The sequence below is a fragment of the Streptomyces yerevanensis genome (assembly GCF_000716805.1).
Lineage (GTDB): Bacteria > Actinomycetota > Actinomycetes > Streptomycetales > Streptomycetaceae > Streptomyces > Streptomyces flaveus.
The window spans coordinates 1-20,856 of record NZ_JNWJ01000005.1 but is presented as its reverse complement, the minus strand read 5'-3'; the positions used below and the strand labels follow the sequence as shown (position 1 = coordinate 20,856).

Here is a 20,856-nt window from a genome sequence, read left to right as displayed (position 1 = left end):
TTGCCGCTCTCCCATAGATACGCACCGCGAGCCTCGTTCGTCGACCACCTCGGGCCGGCTTGATGGATCCCGTACGGCTCGTTGACGGATTACGTACGTCACGGAGCTGAGCCTCAACTCAGCTCGGCGAAGGACTCCACCGCGTGGGTCTTGCCGGTGACGATGAGGACGTCGCCCTTCTGGACGACGGTGTCGGCGGTCGCGTACGTGAAACCCTCGCCGGGCCGCTTGATACCGACGACCGTGACGCCGTACCTGGCGCGGACCCGGCTCTCGCCGAGCGGCATGCCGGTGACGACCTGAGGGGCGACGGTCTTCACCAGGGCGTAGTCGTCGTCGAACTCGATGAAGTCCAGCATCCGGCCGGTGACCAGGTGCGCGACGCGTTCGCCCATCTCGTGCTCGGGCAGGACGACATGGTGCACACCGAGGCGTTCCAGGATCTGGCCGTGCTGGCGGCTGATGGCCTTGGCCCACAGGTTGGGCACCTCCGCCTCCAGCAGATTCGAGCTGACCAGGATGCTCGCCTCGACGTCGTTGCCGATGGCGACGACGGCACTGGTGAACTCGTGGACACCGAGCTGATGCAGCGCTTCGGCTTCGGTGCAGTCGGCGACGGCGGCGTGGGTGAGGCTGTCGCTGTACTTCTGCACCAGCCGGGCGTCGGTGTCGATCCCCAGGACGTCCCAGCCGCGCCGCATCAGCTCGCCGGCCAGTGAGGAGCCGAAGCGGCCCAGGCCGATGACGGCGACGCGCTGGTCGGCGCCGCCGCGGGCGTGGGTGTCGGCGCGGCGTTTGCGGCGCCGCTCACGCAGAGAGCGTAGGTAGTCAGCCAATGACGGGTCGCTCCTCGGGCAGTTCGTAGCGGCGGGTGCGCTCGCGCAGGGCGAGGGCCGAGACGAGGGTGATGGGGCCGAGGCGGCCGACGAACATCAGGGCGATCAGCAGCAGTTGACCGGTCGTCGGCAGATCGGCGGTGATGCCGGTGGACAGGCCCACCGTGGCGAAGGCGGAAACCACTTCGAACAGCACCGCCTCCAGCCGCTCCTCGGTGAGCGTGAGCAGGGCGAGCGTGGACGCGATGACCAGGCCGATGCCCAGCAGCGCCACGGTCAGCGCCTGACGCAGCACCTGCGGGGACAGCCGACGGCCCAGCACCACGGAGTGACTCTCGCCGCGCACCTCGGCGATGATCGCGGCGAACAGGACGGCGAAGGTGGTGACCTTGATGCCACCCGCGGTTCCGGCGCTGCCGCCGCCGATGAACATCAGCACGCAGGTCATCAGCAGCGTCGAGGCGTGCAGGGCGCCGATGTCGAGCGAGTTGAACCCGGCGGTGCGCGACACGGCCGAGTGAAAGAAGCCGTTGAGGATTTTGTGCGCCACGCCCTGCGGGCCCAGCGTCGCCGCATTCGTCCACTCCAGCAGGCACGTCAGCACGGCCCCCGTGACCAGCAGGACAGCCGTCATGATCAGCGTCAGCCTGGTGTGCAGCGTCCAGTTGCGGCGCCCGGTCGTCCGCCGCCGGTTGCGATGGCGCAGCAGCTCCAGCATGACGGGGAAGCCGATGCCGCCCAGGATCACGGCGGCGGCGATCGGCAGCGTGACCCAGGCGTCCTGCGCATAGCGGGTGAGGTTGTCGGCGTGCAGCCCGAACCCGGCGTTGTTGAACGCCGACACGGCATGGAAGTAGCCCAGATACGCCGCCTCGCCGAAGCCGTTGCCGTATCCGAAGCGGAAACGCAGCGCGAGGACGGCGCTCACCGCGAGCTCGACGATCAGGGTCGTACCGGCGACACCGATCAGCACCCGGCGTACGTCCCCGATGCCGAGGCTCTTCGTCTCGGCCTGCGCGGTCAGCTGAAGCCGCAGCCGCAGCCGGCCCGAGACCAGCAGCGCCAGCAGCGAGGCCATCGTCATGATCCCGAAGCCGCCGACCTGGATCAGCGCGAGGATCACGCCCTCGCCGAAGCCGCTCCAGTACGTTCCCGTGTCGACCACCGCCAGACCGGTGACGCAGACCGCGGAGGTGGACGTGAACAACGCCGTCACGAAGGCCGTGGCGGAGCGGTCCTCGGCGGCGACCGGCAGCGTCAGCAGCACCGCACCGCCCAGCACCACGACGGCGAACGCCACCACGACCGCACGCGCGGGATGCGCCGCGAGCAGCGACGACCATGACCGCAGCCGCGTCAGCAGTCCCGCCACCGCCCGTTCCTTCCCCGTATCCCGAAAGCTGTCGCCGTGTATCCCCGGCGTCAAGCACTCGTCAAAGGCTCGTCAAGATCCCGCCGCACACGTTACTTCGTCCGCTGCGCGCAATAGTCCACACAGCCGCCGTCATCGTCCACAACGGTCGCTCTAGCATCGTGCAAAGCCAGTCGCGCGGCTCACTCACACGTACGCGTACATCAGCTCTCCAAACCCCCACGGATGGAGAAACCCATGCGCAGGACGAGCGCAAGGTTCACCTTGATGAGCGTCGCCGCCGGTACGGCCGTCGTACTGGCCGTCACCGCGGCGACCACCGCGAACGGAGCCCCGACCGAGTCGGAAAGCGACAAAGCGGTAGCGGCAGCGGGCCCCATCGGCTTCGGCGCCGGTACGACGGGAGGCGCGGGCGGCAGCACGGTCACCGTGTCCAACGCCTCCGCCTTCACCGAGGCCGTTCAGGGCAGCGGCGCCGCGATCGTGAAGGTCGACGGCACCATCTCGCTGAGCGGTATGACGAAGGTCGCCGGCAACAAGACCATCGTCGGCGTCGGCACCAACGGCAAGATCACCGGTGGCGGTCTGAACGTCAGCAAGGTCAACAACGTGATCATCCAGAATCTGGCCTTCTCGGGCTCCGGCGACGACGCGATCAACGTCGAGTACGCCGAGAAAGTCTGGATCGACCACAACGAGATCTCCGGCGCCAAAGACGGCGGAGTCGACATCAAGCGGGCCTCGAACAACATCACCGTTTCGTGGAACCGCAGTCATGACCAGGACAAGAACATGCTGCTGGGCCACTCCGACGACAACGGCAGTGAGGACAGCGGCAAGCTGAAGGTGACGTACGACCACAACTGGTTCGACGGCACCGGCCAGCGCAACCCCCGCGTCCGCTTCGGCAACCCGGTCCACGTGCTGAACAACTACTTCAGCGACATCGGGTCCTACGGCGTGGCGTCCACCGAGGGTGCGGGTGTGTTCGTCGAGGGGAACTACTTCGAGAACACCGAGGACCCCTTCCATCTCGGCGAGGGCGACTCCGGACCCGGCACGCTCGTGGCCAAGGACAACCACTTCGTCGGCTCCGGCGAGGGCCAGGCCGGCGGCAGCGTGGCGAGCATCCCGTACGACTACACCGCCGACGCCGCCTCCGGCGTGAAGGCCGCGGTGATGGCGGGCGCCGGAGTGGGCAAGATCTGACGCACCATTCGATCCGGTACACGCCGGATTCCCACCGTGCGGCACCTGATGGCCGCACGGACACCGGGGCAGGACCCGCGGACGAGCCGTGCCGCAGGTCTTGCCCCGGTAAGCGCTTTCCCCTACGTTCCTCCACCCGACGGGACATCCCCGGGCAGGCACCCGGGAGCACCCCTGACGAGTGAGGCAACCTATGGCGGAACATGGACCCGCCGCAGCCGCGGGGCGGCGGGAGGCAGCGGAACGGCTCACGATCGGGCTGGTCACGGCGAACATCCATCTCGGAGTCGGAGCCACGTTGTGGTCCGGGGCGCTGAGGGCCGCGGAACGCGGCGACGTGAACCTCGTGTGCTTCCCGGGAGGACCGCTGCGCCCGGGCGGCGAGGCGTCGCGGAGCGCACTGTACGAACTGGTCGACCAGGCACGGCTCGACGGCGTCGTCTGCTGGAGCTCCACCCTCGGCCTGCCGGCGTCCGGCGACCACGCCGAACGGCTGTTGCGCTCGCTGAGACAGTTGCCGGTCGTCAGCCTCAACCACGCCCTGGAGGGCGTCGACGACCACGAAACCCTGACACTTGACTCGTACGCGGGTATGCGGGAACTCGTCGGTCATCTGGTCGCACGGCACGGTGTACGGCGCCCCGCGTGCATCCGCGGGCCGCTCACCAACCCGGTCTCCTTCGGGCGCTACCGCGCCTACACCCAGGCCCTGGCCCAGTACCGTCTGCCCGCGGAACGCCAACTCGTCTGCGCTGCGGGCGACTTCGCGGCGGGCGCCGGCGCCTCGGCGATGCGGGTGCTGCTGGACGCCCGCGGGCTGCGGCCCGGCATCGACTTCGACGCCGTGGTCGCCTGCAGCGACGTACTGGCGGCGGACGCGCTGCGGCTGCTCGCCGAGCGGGGTATCCGGGTACCCGAGGACGTCGCCGTGGTCGGCTTCAACGATTCCCCTGAAGCCCGGCTCTCCGAGCCGCCGTTGACCTCGGTCTCGTTGCCCTTCGCGGAGTTGGGCGGGCTGGCCGTGGACACGCTGGTGGCTCGGCTGCGGGGCGATCGCGCGCCGGACCGTACGGCGGTCGCGGGTGCCGTGGTCGTACGCCGTTCCTGTGGGTGCCCTTCGCCGCTGGTGGCGCAGGCGTCGGTGGGCGGTGGGTCGCCCGCGGACGGGCGGCTCTCGGACGGGTCGGGCTCGGAAGGGCCGGGCTCGTACGACGAGGTGTTCGCGGTGCTTCCCTGCGCCGGGCGGGAGTTGGCGGCGGCGTTCCGTGCGGATGCCGATCCCGCGCCGGCGGATGCCGGTCCCGCGGCTGACGCCGATGGCCCCGGCGTGCATGGCCCCGGCCCCCAGGGCTTCTTGCCCATGCTGGAGCGCCTGTTGGGCCAGCAGGTGCGCAGGCCGGACACGGTGGCGGCATGGGAGCGGGCGTTGCTGGAGATACGGGACGACGCGGTGAGGTGTCTGCCAGAGCCCGCGCGTGTCCGTGGGGAGCGGCTCCTCGCGCAGGCGCGGCTGCTGGCGGCCGATGCTTCCCGGCGGCTGCTGGAGTACGAGCGGTGGCTGGATGCTCAGGAGGCGGGCCGACTACGGGAGTTCGGCACGGCGCTGGCCACGGTGGTCGATCTCGACGGGCTCGGCAAGGTGCTGGAGCGGCACGCGGTGGCGGGCGGGCTGCCGGGGTGCCGGGTGGCGCTCTACGAGGATGCGTGGGACCGGCTCTCCGGCCCTGGCCCCGGCCGCGGACTGGCGCGGGTCCTGCCGGTCCCGTCCGCATCGGGCGACCGTGACGGGGCGCGCCCCGAGCCGGATCCGTACCCCGCGCACCTGCTGCTTCCCGACGAACTGCTGCCCGAGGCCGACCGGTTCACCTTCGTGCTCGAACCCCTCCACGTCGGTGACGAGCAACTGGGCTTCGCCGTCTTCGAATCCGGCACGGGGCACGAGGCGGACCGGCGAGGAAGCCTTTACCGGGCGCTGGGTGACCAGATCAGCGCGGCGCTGAAGGGGATCAGGCTGTTCGCGGAGGTGCGCCGGGCCCGTGACGCCGCGGAACGGGCCAGCACGTTCAAGACGCGGCTGCTGACCCAGGTCACCCAGGAGCTGCGCGGACCGCTGGAGGAGATCCGGCGGCATGCGGGCACCGAAGCGGGCGAGGGCGAAGCGCTTCAGCTGGTGCATCGCGATGCCGACCGGCTGCTGCGGCTGGTCGACGATCTGCTGGAGTGGTCCCGCACCGGGACGGACGAACTCGGCCTGTCCCCACGGCTGATCGACCCGCGTCCCGTACTGGTGAAGGCGTTCCGTGCCGTCGCCGCCACCGCACCTGGCGGGGCCGACTGGTCACTCGTACTGCCCCGTAGGCTGCCCGCCGTGCTCGCCGACCGGGAACAGCTGACCAGAGCTGTCTGTCATGTACTGGACGCCGCGGCGCGAGCCGACACGCAGGGAGGCGTGGTGCTGACGGCGCGCACCGCGCCGACGTCCGTCAGGGTCACCGTCACGGCGGTGGCCGATCCGTCCGCGGACCCGCGCTCCGGCGAGGCCGAAGGGGCGGGCCTCGGGTCGGCCACGGCACGTCGTCTGGTGATGCTGCACGGCGGTTCGTACGCGGTCGGCGACAGCCCGCCGCACATCCGGCTGACCGTGGACCTGCCGCTGCCCGCCGCGCCGGGGCCACGGGCGCCCTCGGCCGGAGCCGGGCGCACCCTGCTGGCCGTCGGTGCGGGCAGGCCCGCCGGGGATGTCGCCGCCCTCGCCAGGCAGCACCGGCTACGGCTCCGTCCGGTCGACCCCGACCCCGACCCCGACGCGGACGCCGGCCCGCCCACCGGCGAGCGCACGGTGGCCGCGGTGGTGTGGGACGCCGAAGCCGCCGGGCCCGAGGAGTGGTGGGTGGCACAGCGCCTGCACGACGAACCGGCGCTGAGCGGCACCCCGTTCGTGCTGTTCGGGGCGACGGGCGAGGACCTCGCGCAGGCGCTACGGGGACAGCGGCCCAGCAAGAGTCCGCGGCCGGTCATCGTCGTCGATGGAGCGACACCGTCGCGGGAACGTCTCAGACGCTCGGTGGCCACGGCGTTACGCGGCCACCCGGTCCGTACCGCGGCCGACGGCACCACGGCGCTCGCCCTGATCGCCGAGGAGGAACCGCACCTGGTGATCGCGCAGCGGACGCTCGCGGACATGGACGGGTTCGACTTCGTCGACCGGATACGGGTGGCGGAAGGACGCCTCTCCGAAGGGCGGCTCGCCGAAGGAAGCTTCGAGGGACCGGGACAGGGACAGGGACTGGCCGGCGGGCACCTTCTCGGAGGACGACCGCCGTGCCCCGTACTGCTGCTCAGCACCGAAGGGTTCACCCACGCCGACGCCCACCGCGCCAAGTCCCATCCCGGTCTCGTCCTCCTCGACCGCGACATCCTCACCCCGGACGAGACCGTCCGGCTGGTCGTCGCGATGACGGGCGACGGGGCGCAGGCCGCCGGACGGAACCGGGCTCTCGTCCACCAGGCCCTGGTCTGCCTCCAGACGCACTACCGCCGGCGGATCTCCCGCTGGCAGATCGCCCAGGCCGTCGGCGTCAGCGCCGATCACCTGGGCCGGCTCTTCCACCAGCAGTACGGCCTCACGGTGTGGGAGTACCTGACGCGCCTTCGGATCCAGCGGGCGTGCGAGCAGTTGCGCGGCAGCGAGGACAGCATCCAGAGCGTGGCGCGGGCGGTGGGTTTCACCGACCGGGCGTACTTCAGCCGTGTGTTCCGCAGGGTGACCGGCGTCGCGCCGCACGCCTACCGCACGGCCTGTCCCGCGGTCGGCCCTCAGCCGCGGGACGCGGACACGGGGCTCATTGAGAAGGCCGGCTCATGAATGCGTGCGGGTTCTTCTGTTGGACGGGCGATCTTCTCAGGCCCGATGCTGGAGGCTCGGCATCGCACTGAAGTCCCACGGGCACCACTGAAAGAGACACCATGGAACAGCGGGTAATCGGCAGGATCGATCAGCAGGTCTCCGTCGTCGGCCTCGGCACCTGGCAGCTGGGCGCCGACTGGGGCGAGGTCAAGGAGGAGGACGCGCTCGCCGTGCTGGACGCCGCCGTCGACAGCGGTGTGACCTTCTTCGACACCGCCGACGTGTACGGCGACGGGCGCAGCGAGCAGCTCATCGGCCGCTATCTGCGCGAACGCCCGGACGCGGACCTCTTCGTCGCGACGAAGATGGGCCGCCGTGTGGCGCAGGAGCCGGCGCACTACATCCTGGACAACTTCCGTGCCTGGACGGACCGTTCGCGTACGAACCTGGGTGTGGACACGCTCGATCTCGTACAGCTGCACTGCCCGCCCACACCCGTCTATTCATCCGACGCGGTCTTCGACGCCCTGGACACCCTCGTCGAGGAGCAGCGCATCGCCGCGTACGGCGTCAGCGTGGAGACCTGTGAGGAGGCGCTGACCGCGATCGCCAGGCCCGGCACGGCCAGCGTCCAGATCATCTTCAACGCCTTCCGGCTCAAGCCGCTGGAGGCGGTGCTCCCGGCCGCCGCCGAGGCGGGCGTGGGCATCATCGCGCGCGTGCCGCTGGCCTCCGGGCTGCTGTCCGGCAAGTACACCAAGGACACCGTCTTCCCGGCCGACGACCACCGCACGTTCAACCGGCACGGCGAGTCCTTCGACCAGGGCGAGACGTTCTCCGGCGTCGACTACGAGTCAGGGCTCGAAGCGGCCGCGGAGTTCGCGGCACTCGCCCCGGAGGGAGCCACGCCCGCGCAGACCGCTCTGCGCTGGATCATCCAGCAGCCCGGCGTGACCTCGGTCATCCCCGGCGCCCGCTCTCCCGAGCAGGCACGGGCGAACGCGGAGGCTGCCGCGCTGGCGCCACTGCCGGACGCGACGCTCGACGCCGTACGGGAGCTGTACGACCGCAGCATCCGGGCGCAGGTCCACCACCGCTGGTAGCGGGGAGGGGCGGTCAGCAGGCGTACGGACCCTCTCGCCACCTGACCGCCCCGGCGCCGTACCGCTACGGCTTGCGGCCCACCCCGCCGTAGGCGTCGACCACCGACACGCCGGACTCCGGGCGCCACTCGGTGACCTGGACGACGCCGGGCTCGGCCAGTTCCAGCCCGTCGAAGAACCCGGCGATCTCCTCGACGCTGCGTACGTAGTACGGAACGGCCCCGCTCTCGTTGTACGCGTTCGACGCGGCGATCATGCCCTCGCTGGTGGCCGTGCTGTCGCTGATGACCAGGTAGCTGCCGGACGGCAGACCGGCCATGAGACGCGCGACCAGTGCCCGGGCCTGGTCGTAATCAGCCACGTGGCCCAGGGTGTTGAGGATCATCAGGGCGACGGGCTTCGAGAAGTCCAGCGTGCTCGCCGCCGCCTTGAGGATGGCCTCGGGCTCGTAGAAGTCGGCGTCGATGTACGCCGTTTCGCCCTCGGGCGTGCTGGTGAGCAGCGCGCGGGCGTGGGCGAGCACCATGGGGTCGTTGTCGACGTACACGATCCGTGAGTCCGGCGCCACGCTCTGGGCCACCTCGTGGGTGTTGTCGGCGGTCGGCAGGCCGGTGCCGATGTCGAGGAACTGCCGGATGCCCTGTTCGCCGGCCAGGTGCCGGACGGCCCGCCCGAGGAACTGGCGGCTCGTGCGCGCCACGTCCACGAGGCCGGGGAAGATCTCCTTGATGTGGTCCCCGATCTCGCGGTCCACCTCGTAGTTGTCCTTGCCGCCCACGAAGTAGTTCCAGAAACGCGCGGAGTGCGGCTTGCTCGTGTCGATCCGGGAACGTATCTCGGCAGCGGCGGCGAGCTGGGGGTCTTGATCGGACACGAAAGTGCCTCCTGCGCATCGTTGTGCGGTCAACGAACACCAAACTTAGTCGAACGAGGGGGAGTTGCAGGTCGGATCCAGCCCTGCTGCCAGACCTGGTGGGCGGCATCTCCAGGTCGAGTACGGCCCTTCGCCGAGTGGTGCGGCGTCATAGCGGCGTCATAGACGTACTCGTCGCCGTCGAACTGCTCTTCCTGGTGTAGCCGCGCCAAGGGATCACATCAGCGCGGCGCCCAACTCGTCGTACCCGTCCGCCAGTTGCCGCAGCGCGCTGGCGGCCGACCGCGTGTCGCCCACGACGAATCCGTACTGCACGCTGCCGAGCAGCCGCGCTTGACGCTCCGCAACTTGGGAGGCGCGTATCTCGCCGATCTCGGCCAGCCAGAGCGAGGCATCGGCGAGACGCCCGGTGCCGACCCGGACAGCGAATTCGGTGAGGTGGGTGAGGGTACGGTCGGCCAACCCGGCCTGTACGTCGTCTGCGAGCCGCTCCACCGCGGCGGCACCGCCGTCCTTCAAGGGCCTGCCAACTCCGCTGCCTTGCCCCGTGAGCCATCCCAAGGCGGCGGGCAGGGACCGACGAAGAGCTGTGGTCACGTCTACCTGCTCGTTACGCCGGAAGCCGCTGCGCATGATGAACGGGCCCGCACAGTCCGGCAGTTGCTCCTGCCAGGCCGCGACGAAGGCATCGATGGGCAACGTGGCGAAGGGGAAGCCGGCGGGATCGTGGAAGAGGACCGTACGGTCGTCGACGCCGAGTACCGCCACCCAGTGGTCGCCGCCGTTGGCGGTGCCACTCGACCAGGGCTGGTGCAGAAGCAGTCCGACGTCCACGGGGCCGACCAGCACCGGCCCCTGCCCGGTCGCCTCCCGCAGGCGGCCGACGGCCTCCGCCGCCGTACCGCCCGTGGTGCGGCGGCAGGTCCAGCCGAGCAGCCCGGCAGTTGGCATGCACCAACCCTGACATTTTCAATTTTTCCCCACCAGGCCCTTGTCTCCCTGTTTGTGTCAGCACACACCGCGTCCCATGCATGTCGTGTCGCTTACACGAGGCCGGAGGCCATCGTGTGTGCCGCGTTGTGGCGATCCATCGACTCGGTGTCACCTCGGCTGATCCTCGTCGCGGAGCAGAGTGGCCAGCTGGCGACGGGACGTGATACTGAGCTTCCGGAAGACCTTGTTGAGGTGGTACTCGACCGTCGATGCGGTGATGAAGAGCCGCGTGGCGATCTCGGCGTTCGTGGATCCGGCGGCGGCATGGCCGGCGACCTGTCTCTCCTGGGGTGTCAGGGCGTGGTCGCTCTGCCCCGGTCCTGTGCGCTTGCGGGCGTGTTCGCCGGTGGCCATGAGTTCCAGGCGGGCCCGCTCCGCGAACGCGTGGGCGTCCATGGTGGTGAACATGTCGTGAGCGGTCCGCAGTTGCGCACGCGCATGCGTACGGAGTTTGCGACGCCGCAGCCACTCGCCGTAGAGCAGGTGGGTCCGGGCGAGTTCGGTGACGACCCTGGTGTTGCCCAGGTGCTTCACGGCCTCCTCGTACAGGGTTTCGGCTTCGTCACCGTCAGTCAGAAGCGCGCGGCTGCGGGCCAGCACGCCGAGTGCCCACGGGGTACCGCTGAGCGTCGCTCGCTCGGAGAGCCGGGCGATGGCCGCCGAGGCGGCCGCGAGGTTACCGGCCCGGGTGGCGGCCTCGACCAGGTCGGGGAGCAGGCGGCTGCCCTGCCCCGGCACGTCGTTGTCGTAGCCGAGAAGAGCCCAGGCCAGTGCCTCCGGATAGCGGCCGGAGGCGAGTTCCAGAATGGTCAGCGCGTAGTGCGCGTGGTTGGCCATGGTTGCGTAGCCGAGCTGTTCGTCCCACACATGAGCCGCGATGTCCGCGCCCGCCCGGGTCTCCGCGTCACGGCCCTGCCAGGCCAGCAGCTCTACACGATGCGCGGTGCCCTGCGGCGGCATCCCGAGTGCCCGGGAAATCTCGTCCGCCTCGTCGAAGCACGCTTCAGCGCCCTTGAACCGGCCGGCCCAGAGTTCGGTGGCCGCAAGGGTGTTGAGCGTGGCGTGGAGAGCGTGCAGGGCACCCTGCGCGCGGCTGGCCGCGGACAGGCGCTCGACCACCGCCCTGAGCCCCCGGTCGTCCCAGAGCTCTTCTGCGGCGACGTAGCCCAGCAGGGCGATGGGCATGCCGGTCTCCACCAGTTCACCGGTGCTCATGGACTCGACCGCGGCTCGAAGCTTGGGCACAGCAGGCGCGTACCCTCCCGCGATGCGTGTGCTGTAGGCGTCGACGACCGTGTCGGGGGGCAATGCGGGCAGGGCATGGTTCCAGGGCAGGGCGAGTACCGTACGAGCGAGTTCGTCGAGGGTCATGCCGACCATGTGCTGACGCATCATCGTCGCGGCGGCGAGGGCCTCGAAGACCATGTCGCGGGCCAGCCGTTCGTCGAACGGCAGGACCTCCGCAGCCGCGGCCATCAGGATGGACGGAGCTTTCTGCGCACGGCCCTGAAACCATTCGATCGTCGCGTGCAACCGCTGCGCGGAGGCGCGCGTGACGGGCGTGCCGAGCCCGGGCACCGCCTGTTGGAGCACCGCCCGGGCCATGGGCACGTCGCCGATGACGAGGTGCGCCTGGGCGGCGGTGAAGTAGCGCTCGGCACGGCTGCGCGGATTGGGTGTCAGCTCGGCCGCGCGGGCCAGGAAGTTCGCCTGCGCCGCGTAGCCGCCACGACTTTTCGCGCGTTCGGATGCGCGTTCCAGCTCCGCCGCGATCTCTTCGTCGAGTCCCAGGGCGGCCTCTGCCAGGTGCCATGCCCGCCGGTCGGGTGCGGCGTCCTGATCGGTCGCCGCAGCGAGCGCCCGGTGGACTTGACGGCGCTCCGCCGGCTGCGCGCCGGCATGGATCGCCGAGCGGATGAGGGGATGGCGGAAGGCGGGGTGGCGGCCGCGAGCCAGGATGCCATCGGTCATGGCCGGATCCATGGCGTGAGCCGACAGGCCGAGCTGCGCGGCCGCCCGCCAGAGCACCGCGGGGTCGTCGGAGGGCGCGAGCGCGGCGACGAGCAGCAGCGCTTGCGTTTCCTGTGGCATCGCACGGACCTGACGCAGGAAGTGGGCTTCCAGACGCGGGCCGATCGGCAGCGGTGCGGACGGCAGGGGTCCGGCCATCAGCTCCCCGGCGAGTTCGATCAGGGCGAGCGGGTTTCCCTGGGTCTCGGCGACGATCCGCGTGAACGCCGGGGTGGCGAACGGTCCGGTGGAGGTGGAGGCCAGCAGACGGCGGGCATCCGGCTCGGGCAGCCCCTTCAGCCGAAGGGCGGGCAGTCCGTCGAGGACGGCGAAGCCTGTCCGGCCGTCCGTACCGTCCCGGACGCCGAGCAGCAGTCCGATGCCGTCCGCGTGCAGGCGGCGACCGACGAAGGCCAGCACCTCCATGGACTCCCGGTCCAGCCACTGGGCGTCGTCGACGAGGCAGAGCAGCGGACGGGGCCGGGCGGCGTCCGACAGCAGGGTGAGTGTGGCCAGGGCGGTGAGGAAGCGGTCCGCCGGAGGACCCGCGACCAGTCCGAACGCGGAGCGCAGCGCGTCCTGCTGCGGGGCGGGAAGTTGGTCGAGCCCGCCCAGGAACGGCAGCAGCAGGCGGTGCAGTGCGGCGAAACCGAGCCGCGCCTCCGCTTCCATGCCGACGACCTTCACCGTGCGGAGGTCGTCGGCGGCCTCGAGCGCGTACTCCAGGAGACGCGTCTTGCCGATGCCGGCCTCGCCGGCCAGCACAAGGGCGCCGCTCAGCCCTTCGCGGACCGCGTCGATCAGCTCGTCGAGCGTCTGCCTCTCCTCATCCCGACCCAGCAACTGCCGCGGCGCAGAGGGCTGTTGGTCCGAAGAGCGGAGAGAGGTCATAAGGCTACATTACGGAGCACATGCGGACTTCGCGGGGCGTTGCACGACTGCGGTCCACCGCTCACGGGGCGGGCAGAGCACTCCAGGGGTTCCGCCGCAGGTCCACCCCAGTCGAACCCCAGGGGTGACTTCGCGGGACTGGGGAGTTTCCCCAGTACGAACGCCCGTATCCGTGTGGTCTGTTGGCCCTACTGGCCCTACGCCGAGGACCCCCGCCGCACTGAGAGGCCGACATGACGACTGCGCTCCCCGTCATCTTCATCCACGGACTGTGGCTGCACGGCACGTCCTGGGACCCGTGGATCGACCGGTTCCGGGACGAGGGCTACGCACCGTGCGCCCCGGGCTGGCCGGGCGACCCCGACACCGTGCAGGAGGCACGCGACAATCCCGAGAGCATCGCCGACCACGGCATCGACGACGTCGTCGACCACTACGCCACGATCATCCGCGAGCTGGACACCAAGCCCATCCTGATCGGCCACTCCTTCGGCGGCATGATCGCGCAGAAACTACTCGGCCAAGACCTGGCGGCCGCGGCCATCGCGATCGACGCCGCCCAGATCAAGGGCGTGCTCCCGCTGCCGCTGTCGGCACTGCGCGCCACGCTGCCGGTGTTCAAGAACCCCGGCAACAAGCACCGGGCGGTGTCGCTGACGGTGGAGCAGTTCCGCTTCGCGTTCGGCAACGCACTGTCGGAAGAGGAGTCCACGCGGCTCTACGAGAGGTGGACGATCCCCGCGCCCGGCAAGCCGCTGTTCGAGGCGGCGTCCGCCAACTTCAACCCGCACTCGCCCGCCAAGGTCGCCACCGGCAACCAGGGGCGCGGACCGCTGCTGCTGATGGCCGGCGGCAAGGACCACACGGTGCCGGAGGTCGTCGTCCGGGCCACTCTCAAGCAGTACCGGCACTCCGAGGCGATCTCCGACATCGTCGGCTTCCCCGACCGCGGCCATTCCCTGACCATCGACGGCGGCTGGCGCGAGATCGCCGAAACCGCGCTGGCCTGGCTGAGGCGGCAGTCCCTGTGAACCGCGGCCCACTGATTCACCCCACCCCTCAGGGAGCTGACATGGACCTCCTGCTGACCGGCCGGACCGCTGTCGTCACCGGCGCGAGCCGGGGCATCGGCCTGGCCGTCACCCGCGGCCTGCTCGACGCGGGCGTGCGCGTCGTCGCCGGGGCACGTGAGATCACCGCTGAGCTGAAGGCGCTCGCCGACGACCGCGGCGTGCTCCCGGTCGAGGCGGACCTGACCGACCGGGACGGCCCCGCCACGCTTGTCGAGGCTGCCGTCTCGGCATTCGGCGGCGTGGACATCCTCGTCAACAACGTCGGCGCCGTCCGACCACGTGTCGACGGCTTCCTGGCGGTGACCGACGACGACTGGACGTGGACCCTGGCCGTCAACTTCCTGGCCGCCGTGCGCACCACCCGCGCCGCCCTCCCGTACCTGCTGGAGCGTGACGGAGGGAGCATCGTCACCGTCTCCTCCGTCAACGCCTTCCTGCCCGACCCCCTCGTCATCGACTACGGCGCCGCGAAGGCCGCCCTGTCCAACTTCTGCAAGGCGCTGTCCAAGCAGGTCGGTCCCCAGCGGGTGCGGGTCAACACCGTCAGCCCGGGCCCGGTCTCCACCGCCCTGTGGCTGGCCGACGAAGGCGTCGCAGCGACGGTGGCGCGCTCAGCGGGCGGCACTGCGGCGGACATCGCCGAGCAAGCCGCAGCCGACGCACCCACCAGCCGCTTCACCCGCCCCGAGGAGGTCGCCGACCTCGTCCTGTTCCTGGCGAGCGAGCGCGCCGCGAACATCACCGGCGCCGACTTCGTCATCGACGGCGGCCTCGTCAGCACCCTGTAGTACCCCCCTGAACCCTCTGGAGTTCCCGGTGAAGTACTCGTACGCCGTTTTCCGGCGCAGGGTCCTGCTGCCCCTCGCGATGGCCGCGGCGATCGGACTGGCAACCACCAGCGTCAGCGCGGACGCACGCGTCACGTCCGGGGCGGCGTCCCCGGCCGCCGAGAAGATGCCGGCCGGCTTCAGCGAGCACAAGGCCGTCGGCATCCACTATGTGATCGGCGGCCACGGCCCGACCCTCGTCCTCCTGCACGGTTATCCGCAGACCTGGTACGAGTGGCACGACATCCTTCCCGCTCTCGCCAGGCACTACACCGTCATCGCACCCGACCTGCCCGGTGCGGGCCAAAGCGACGCCCCGGCCGCCGGCTACGACAAGAAGTCCATGGCCGCGGACATCCACGCGATGCTCGCCAGCATCGGGCGCGACCATGACATCCGGCTGGTCGGGCACGACATCGGCACCATGGTCGCCTACTCCTACGCCGCCGCGCATCGGGCGGACGTCACCCAACTCGTCCTCAGTGAGGCCCCGATACCGGACCCGGGCATCTACCAGTTCCCGGCTCTCACCGCGCGGGGCCCGGGCGTCTGGAATTTCGGCTTCTTCTCCCTGGTCAACGGCCTCCCGGAGGGGGTTGTGAGCGGGCGGGAGGCGCTGTGGGTCCGTAAGTTCATCGACGGCCTCGAAGTCCAGAAGGGCTCCGTGACCCCCGGTGACGTTGCGGTGTTCGCGCACTACCTGAAGGACCCCGCCCATCTGCGGGCGAGCTTCGCCTGGTTCCGGGCTTTCCCCCAGGACATCCAGGACAACGCGGTCTACCGGCAGACCAAGCTCACCATGCCGGTGCTGGCGATCGGCGCCGACGGCAGCCTCGGTGCCCAAGTGGTACGCCAGGTGTGCCGGTACGCGACGAACGTGACCGGCGTCGTCGTCCCGGACTCCGGCCACTGGATCTACGAAGAACACCCCGAGGAGCTCACCCGCACACTCCTCGGCTTCCTGAACAGGTGACCGCCCATCCCGCCGAATCACCAGGGAGAGATCATGACTGACCTGTGGTTCCCCGACGCCCGCACCGGCACCGCGCATGAGCCCTTCTGGTTCCTCGGCTCCCGGACCCGGGTTCTCGTGCCCGGCAGCGAGACCAGGGGTGCGTTGAGCATCATGGAGTTCTCCGAGACGGCCGGCCACAGCCCCCCGCACCACGTCCACGAGGACGAAGAGGAGATCTGGATCGTGCTCGACGGGAAAATCTCGTTCTTCGTCGGCGACCAACGCCACGACCTGCAGCCCGGCGAGGTCGCCTACGGTCCGCGCGGCGTTCCCCACAGCTACCTTGTCCGCTCGCAGACCGCGCGGATGGCCGTGGCCTTCGCACCCTCGTGCATCGAGGAGTGGTTCACCGCGAACGGCACGCCCGTCTCCAGCATCGACGAGGCGCCCGCGGCCTTCGACATCGCGACGATCATCGCGTCCGCCGAAGCCTTCCACCTGCGCGTCGAGGGACCCCCGCCGACAGAGTGACCGCGACCGGACGAACGGGGCCGGGCCCCGCAGACCGCAGCGACTCGGCTCACACAGGCTCGGCATCACCACCCGGAGGAGTTCAACTCGGCCTTGGCTGAGTCTTCTTGACTTCCTCTCGGCCCATTCCTGGCCTTCTCGCAGACCGAACCGAAAGGTTCCGCCATGTTCGAAAAGCTCTCAACCAGAGCGAGCATGTCCCACCGCTGGTCCGACAGGAGACTGGTGCTCCCGGCCGCGCTGGCCGTCGCCGCGCTGGTCGTCCCCGTCGTCTCCCCGGCCTCGGCCGCGGCGCAGCGTGTTCCTGCCTCCGTTGCCGCACCGGCGCAGCACAGTCCCAAGCCCACCGTGGTCCTGGTCCACGGCGCCTTCGCAGACTCCTCCGGTTGGAACGGCGTCATCGCCCGGCTCCAGCACGACGGCTACCCGGTCATCGCCGCCGCCAACCCGCTCCGCGGCCTGGACAACGACGCGGCGTACGTCTCCAGCCTCCTGGACACCATCCCCGGCCCGGTGATTCTGGTCGGCCACTCCTACGGCGGCGAAGTCATCACCAACGCCGCGGTCGGGCACGCCAACGTCAAGGCCCTGGTCTACATCGCGGCCTTCGCACCCGACCAGGGAGAGACCGGGCTGGGACTGACCACACGGTTCCCGGGCAGCCGGCTCGGCGCGGCGCTGCTCGTCCGGCCTTACGAGGGGGCTGGAGGCGGTGGCGCGGACGGCTACGTCGACCCGGCCAAGTTCCACGCGGTGTTCGCGGCCGACCTGCCGGTCGCCACCACCGACCTGATGGCCGCGACCCAGCGGCCGGTGAGCCTGGCTGCCCTCCAGACCCCCAGCGGCGTCCCTGCCTGGAAGACCATCCCGTCCTGGTACATGGTCGCCGGATCCGACCAGGCCATCCCGGCTGCGGCCGAGGAGTTCATGGCCAAGCGCGCCAACGCCCACACCGTCAAGATCAAAGACGCCTCGCACGCCGTCATGATCTCCCACCCTCGCCGTACCGCGGAGCTGATCACCACCGCCGCCAAAGCGACCCGTTGATCAGCACTCCCAGCGGGGCCGCGCCGCTCAGGCGACGTGGCCTCGCGCTGCGGCACGCCGATCCATCGCCGGGATCCTCCGCGCAAGTATCGGTAAGCCCGGCTGTCGCGGCCTGCGGAATCCCCTCCGGGGATGGGCGTGTCAGGACGGCCTGGCACTGGAATCCAAGACGATCGATCCCGTGCTGTGGTCAGCGCCCAGGGACGGTGCCGATGGTGAAGTCGCGGACGTACCAGTCGAGTCGGTTGCCTTCCGCTTCCCGGGCTCGCTTGACGTAGGTGAAGCCCGCGCGTCGTGCGACGGCCGCCGACCCGGGGTTTTCCGGGTCCACTTGGATCACCCCTTCGGCCGCTCCTTCGGCTGCCGCGTACCGGCAGACCAGATGGACCGCACGTGTCGCCAGCCCTTGCCCTCGCCAACTGGGGTAGAGCCCGTAGGCGATGTTGACCTGCCCGGGGGCCAGGTCCGGCGCCTGGAAGCGGAGGTCGATTGTGCCGGCGAGGCTGGGCGGGGTGCCTGTGCGGACTCCGAAGGCCCGCAACGGTCCGCTGTCTGCCCACTGTTCGAGGCAGTGGCGGATGTATGCCTCGATGCCGGCCCTGGTTCCCGGCCCTCCGTTGAGCCAGCGCACCAGGCGTTCGTCCTCGCCTGCCAGGTGGTCGTCGACGTCGTCCAGGTTCAGGGGGGACAGCGTGATGGCGCCGTCGGTCAACATCAGATCATGCACGTGCCGACTCTCAACTCCTTGGCTCGTCACGCGCAATGGAATATGCGGGCTGAAGGGCCGGAAGTACGGTTCGTGACGGGCGACCCGCTACTCGAACAGGTGCCGGTGGGTCAGGCTCCAGGTGATTCTGTCGCCGAGTTGGCTCAGCAGGCCGTTGGATGCCCAAGTGGCCTGGGGCTCGTGTCCTTGCTCGGCAAGGCGGCGCACGAGGTCGGCGTTGTCGCGCTGTCGGGTGATGACGGCGTCGACGATCCCCTCAGTCGAGTTGATCTCGTAGACGGTGCAGAAGAGTTCCAGCCGTCGGCGGCGGTCGGGCGGCGCGGGGTAGTGCAGCCAGCGCAGGCACTCGGCGTCGTCGCGGAACGGGGCAACGTATTCCAGCGCGTAGGCCACGTCGTGCAGCCGCGGCGCGGGGCGGGCGAAGTCCCAGTCGATGATTCCCACCGGCCGGTCACCCTGCCAGACGACATTCCAGGGGCCGAAGTCTCCATGGCAGACGACGTCTTCGTCGCCGAGGTCGGCACCGCCCCCGGACCACGTCGCCCCGGACGGGGGCGAGAAGTCCGCGCACGCTTCGTGGTAGTCACGCAGCAGCCGGGCGAAAGCGCGCAGGCCGTCGTCGGACACGACTTTCTCCCAGGCCAGCGGCCCGGCATCGCCGTCGATGTAGGTGAGGACCTCGCGGCCCTCGTCGTCGAATCCCAGCGGGCGGGGTGCGTAGCGGAAGCCGACCTCCTCCAGGTGCTGCAGGAGCGCGTGGACGGTGGGCGTCCATGGTTGGGCGGGCCTGCGGACGGTGTCACCGATCCGTACGACCTGCCGATGAGCCCCGTCCTGCATTACTTCCTCGCGCGCCATCCCGGTGAAGTTACAGGTCCGGCCGAGCACCGGCATCTCGATATCGCAGGTGTGGGCGGCGGAGTCGGCCCAGACCGGGCGGTGGCAGAGGTGGTGGGTGGCCTGTGGGCAGCGGGCCGAGTCGCACATCCCGGCCAGCGGCCGGCTGCGGTCGGTGGCGTTGGCGTTGGCGAGCTTGAGGCAGAGGGCCTTGTCCAGGTCGAGGAGCCAGCAGTAGTTTGCCAGTCCGAGATGCAGAGCGCTGGCTCGCTGCGCGAGCAGGTTGATCACTTCCTGGTCGCTGTGCCTGACGGCTGGCGCCGTGGGAGCCAGATCGTGGAGCTGGGTCTCGACGGCGTTGAAGAAAGCGAGCAGGTCGCGAACTCCGGGCCCGGAGGGATGCTTGCCGTCCTGGAAGTCGCGGAACGCTTGAAGGTCAGCGAGAGGTTGCGGGTCTCTTCTTCCTTGCCGACCTCGGCCAGGAGCTTGGCTTGGGCTCCGCCGGGTCGCGCGTAGCCCTCGGTGGTGGTCACGGACAGGTGTTTGAGCTGGAGCTTGGCGGCGAACAACCCGCCGGGGCGGTGGGCGAGTTCGAGAGCCAGGGTGCGGCGCAGGATCCGCAGGTGCACGACCTCGTCCGGGAGGGGCGGCAAGCCCAGACGCTGTCCCTCGGGCCCGTTGATCCACGCCCGCAGGTCCCGGTAGTGGCGACACAGATCCAGGTGGGCGGCGCCGGGCCTGGCCAGGGCACGGGCGATGCCGGCGGTCTCGTATGCCTCCGGGATGACGACCCATTCGTCCCACGTGCCGCCGGGTCCTCGCCCTTTGAGGACCTTGCTCTTGAGGCGGTGCCGGACCCGGCCGGGCCCCAGGGGTTGCAGCGGGAGCTGGCAGTCCGCCGGGAGTTCGACGAGCTCGCTGCTGCGCATCCCGCTGAGGGCGGCAATGGTGATGATGCAGCCGGTGCGGATGTGGATGAGGAGCCGTGCGAGTCCTTCGCGAGTGGTGGGCAGGGTCCAGGGGACGTCGCCCTGGCCGTCTGCGCGGGTGATCAGTGCCGCCTGCCGGCCCCAGCGGGGTGTGAGGCCGACCTGCTGGACGGCTTGTTCGATCAGTGGGCGCAGGGCCGTGAACCTCGGGTCCTGCCTGAAGCCCGCTGCGGGCTTGAACGGACCGCCGGAGCGGGAGCAGGCCCCGCTCTCGCGGGCAAGCGCCGTGAGGCTGACCTGGAGAAGAGGATCACGAGGATCCCACCCTTTGGCGAGTTTCCGCGCGACGGCCCATTCCTCGTCCTGGTCCAGAGGCTCGCCACTGACGAGGTGGGCACGGACGGCGTGTTCGAACATGGCCGTGGTCACGGTGGCGGACCGGCGCGCCGGACTCTCCCGGGCGCCGGGCAAGTCCTTGGTCTCCTTGCTGAAAAGCAAAAGCCCGCGGCTCCACTCACCACCAGCCACGATGTGCCCGCGGTTTCCCTCCGGCGGGAGGGGTCGTGGGCCGGTGCGTCGTATGCCCGTCGCGTAGCTCCGGTCTCGGAGAACCAGGCCCTTGTACCAGTCCAGGGCCGTATGCCCGCCCTGCGACGGGCTGACGCACCGGCCCACGACCCCGCACCCCCCACCCACCCCAGGGGCGCGGGGAACTGCGCGACCAGCCACAGACGGCCCGCAGTCGCCAACAAACCGAACCCACCACCCCCGTAGGCGCCCCGCCCAACCGCCGGA

Annotated in this window: 16 protein-coding genes; 8 read left to right on the top strand and 8 right to left on the bottom strand. The window is 70.2% G+C overall.

Features of this window, described 5'->3' with window-relative positions:
* Positions 1-113 precede the first annotated feature (113 nt).
* Both OP79_RS06220 and OP79_RS06215 read right to left on the bottom strand, forming a co-directional pair.
* A complete protein-coding gene (locus OP79_RS06220) occupies positions 114-836 on the bottom strand; it encodes a potassium channel family protein (RefSeq protein ID WP_078491637.1) in 723 nt (240 codons plus the stop codon).
* Positions 829-2,208 carry a TrkH family potassium uptake protein gene (locus tag OP79_RS06215; RefSeq protein ID WP_051744440.1) on the bottom strand — a complete coding sequence of 460 codons (1,380 nt, stop codon included), beginning with the start codon at positions 2,206-2,208 and terminating at the stop codon, positions 829-831. The genes OP79_RS06220 and OP79_RS06215 overlap by 8 nt, the downstream gene beginning before the upstream one ends.
* A gap of 237 nt (positions 2,209-2,445) precedes the next feature.
* On the opposite strand from OP79_RS06215, the gene OP79_RS06210 reads away from it, so the two are divergent.
* The 3 genes from OP79_RS06210 to OP79_RS06200 all read left to right on the top strand — a co-directional run bounded on the left by OP79_RS06210 (position 2,446) and on the right by OP79_RS06200 (position 8,367).
* A complete protein-coding gene (locus OP79_RS06210) occupies positions 2,446-3,417 on the top strand; it encodes a pectate lyase family protein (protein ID WP_033318972.1) in 972 nt (323 codons plus the stop codon).
* Positions 3,418-3,610: 193 nt separating this feature from the next.
* Positions 3,611-7,282, top strand: coding sequence for a substrate-binding domain-containing protein (locus OP79_RS06205; protein ID WP_033318971.1), 3,672 nt, complete (start codon positions 3,611-3,613; stop codon positions 7,280-7,282).
* A gap of 101 nt (positions 7,283-7,383) precedes the next feature.
* Complete coding sequence (locus OP79_RS06200; protein WP_033318970.1) at positions 7,384-8,367, top strand: aldo/keto reductase; 984 nt, start codon at positions 7,384-7,386, stop codon at positions 8,365-8,367.
* A gap of 64 nt (positions 8,368-8,431) precedes the next feature.
* Here OP79_RS06200 and OP79_RS06195 read toward each other — a convergent pair whose 3' ends face one another.
* The 3 genes from OP79_RS06195 to OP79_RS06185 all read right to left on the bottom strand — a co-directional run bounded on the left by OP79_RS06195 (position 8,432) and on the right by OP79_RS06185 (position 13,135).
* Positions 8,432-9,241 carry an SAM-dependent methyltransferase gene (locus tag OP79_RS06195; RefSeq protein WP_033318969.1) on the bottom strand — a complete coding sequence of 270 codons (810 nt, stop codon included), beginning with the start codon at positions 9,239-9,241 and terminating at the stop codon, positions 8,432-8,434.
* A 216-nt stretch (positions 9,242-9,457) separates the two neighbouring features.
* Positions 9,458-10,192 (bottom strand): hypothetical protein, encoded by a 735-nt coding sequence (locus OP79_RS06190; RefSeq protein ID WP_051744439.1) that lies wholly within the window; start codon positions 10,190-10,192, stop codon positions 9,458-9,460.
* Between the two features lie 150 nt (positions 10,193-10,342).
* Positions 10,343-13,135, bottom strand: coding sequence for a helix-turn-helix transcriptional regulator (locus tag OP79_RS06185; protein WP_063741878.1), 2,793 nt, complete (start codon positions 13,133-13,135; stop codon positions 10,343-10,345).
* A 233-nt stretch (positions 13,136-13,368) separates the two neighbouring features.
* Between OP79_RS06185 and OP79_RS06180 the strand changes: the two genes are divergently transcribed.
* The 5 genes from OP79_RS06180 to OP79_RS06160 all read left to right on the top strand — a co-directional run bounded on the left by OP79_RS06180 (position 13,369) and on the right by OP79_RS06160 (position 17,568).
* Positions 13,369-14,166, top strand: coding sequence for an alpha/beta hydrolase (locus OP79_RS06180; protein WP_033318968.1), 798 nt, complete (start codon positions 13,369-13,371; stop codon positions 14,164-14,166).
* A 41-nt stretch (positions 14,167-14,207) separates the two neighbouring features.
* On the top strand, positions 14,208-14,996 hold the full coding sequence (locus OP79_RS06175) for an SDR family NAD(P)-dependent oxidoreductase (RefSeq protein ID WP_033318967.1): 789 nt from the start codon (positions 14,208-14,210) through the stop codon (positions 14,994-14,996).
* A gap of 28 nt (positions 14,997-15,024) precedes the next feature.
* Positions 15,025-16,008 carry an alpha/beta fold hydrolase gene (locus OP79_RS06170; RefSeq protein WP_211270744.1) on the top strand — a complete coding sequence of 328 codons (984 nt, stop codon included), beginning with the start codon at positions 15,025-15,027 and terminating at the stop codon, positions 16,006-16,008.
* A 33-nt stretch (positions 16,009-16,041) separates the two neighbouring features.
* The gene (locus tag OP79_RS06165; protein WP_033318966.1) at positions 16,042-16,521 is read left to right on the top strand and encodes a cupin domain-containing protein; all 480 of its coding nucleotides are present in this window, start codon (positions 16,042-16,044) and stop codon (positions 16,519-16,521) included.
* Positions 16,522-16,716: 195 nt separating this feature from the next.
* Positions 16,717-17,568, top strand: a complete 852-nt coding sequence (locus tag OP79_RS06160; protein WP_033318965.1) for an alpha/beta fold hydrolase — start codon at positions 16,717-16,719, stop codon at positions 17,566-17,568.
* A gap of 190 nt (positions 17,569-17,758) precedes the next feature.
* Here OP79_RS06160 and OP79_RS06155 read toward each other — a convergent pair whose 3' ends face one another.
* The 3 genes from OP79_RS06155 to OP79_RS49635 form a co-directional block, all read right to left on the bottom strand.
* On the bottom strand, positions 17,759-18,295 hold the full coding sequence (locus OP79_RS06155; protein ID WP_245685233.1) for a GNAT family N-acetyltransferase: 537 nt from the start codon (positions 18,293-18,295) through the stop codon (positions 17,759-17,761).
* Positions 18,296-18,382: 87 nt separating this feature from the next.
* Complete coding sequence (locus OP79_RS06150) at positions 18,383-19,423, bottom strand: aminoglycoside phosphotransferase family protein (protein WP_245685232.1); 1,041 nt, start codon at positions 19,421-19,423, stop codon at positions 18,383-18,385.
* Positions 19,420-20,532 (bottom strand): hypothetical protein, encoded by a 1,113-nt coding sequence (locus OP79_RS49635; protein ID WP_157857285.1) that lies wholly within the window; start codon positions 20,530-20,532, stop codon positions 19,420-19,422. Before OP79_RS49635 ends, OP79_RS06150 begins: the two co-directional genes overlap by 4 nt.
* Between the last annotated feature and the right edge of the window lie 324 nt (positions 20,533-20,856).

What these genes read in the sequence shown, in the direction of transcription:
- OP79_RS06210 (WP_033318972.1), top strand. Translation starts at nt 2,446, where the DNA reads ATGCGCAGGACGAGCGCAAGGTTCACCTTGATGAGCGTCGCCGCCGGT.
- OP79_RS06205 (WP_033318971.1), top strand. Translation starts at nt 3,611, where the DNA reads ATGGCGGAACATGGACCCGCCGCAGCCGCGGGGCGGCGGGAGGCAGCG.
- OP79_RS06200 (WP_033318970.1), top strand. Translation starts at nt 7,384, where the DNA reads ATGGAACAGCGGGTAATCGGCAGGATCGATCAGCAGGTCTCCGTCGTC.
- OP79_RS06190 (WP_051744439.1), bottom strand. Translation starts at nt 10,192, where the DNA reads ATGCCAACTGCCGGGCTGCTCGGCTGGACCTGCCGCCGCACCACGGGC.
- OP79_RS06185 (WP_063741878.1), bottom strand. Translation starts at nt 13,135, where the DNA reads ATGACCTCTCTCCGCTCTTCGGACCAACAGCCCTCTGCGCCGCGGCAG.
- OP79_RS06180 (WP_033318968.1), top strand. Translation starts at nt 13,369, where the DNA reads ATGACGACTGCGCTCCCCGTCATCTTCATCCACGGACTGTGGCTGCAC.
- OP79_RS06175 (WP_033318967.1), top strand. Translation starts at nt 14,208, where the DNA reads ATGGACCTCCTGCTGACCGGCCGGACCGCTGTCGTCACCGGCGCGAGC.
- OP79_RS06165 (WP_033318966.1), top strand. Translation starts at nt 16,042, where the DNA reads ATGACTGACCTGTGGTTCCCCGACGCCCGCACCGGCACCGCGCATGAG.
- OP79_RS06160 (WP_033318965.1), top strand. Translation starts at nt 16,717, where the DNA reads ATGTCCCACCGCTGGTCCGACAGGAGACTGGTGCTCCCGGCCGCGCTG.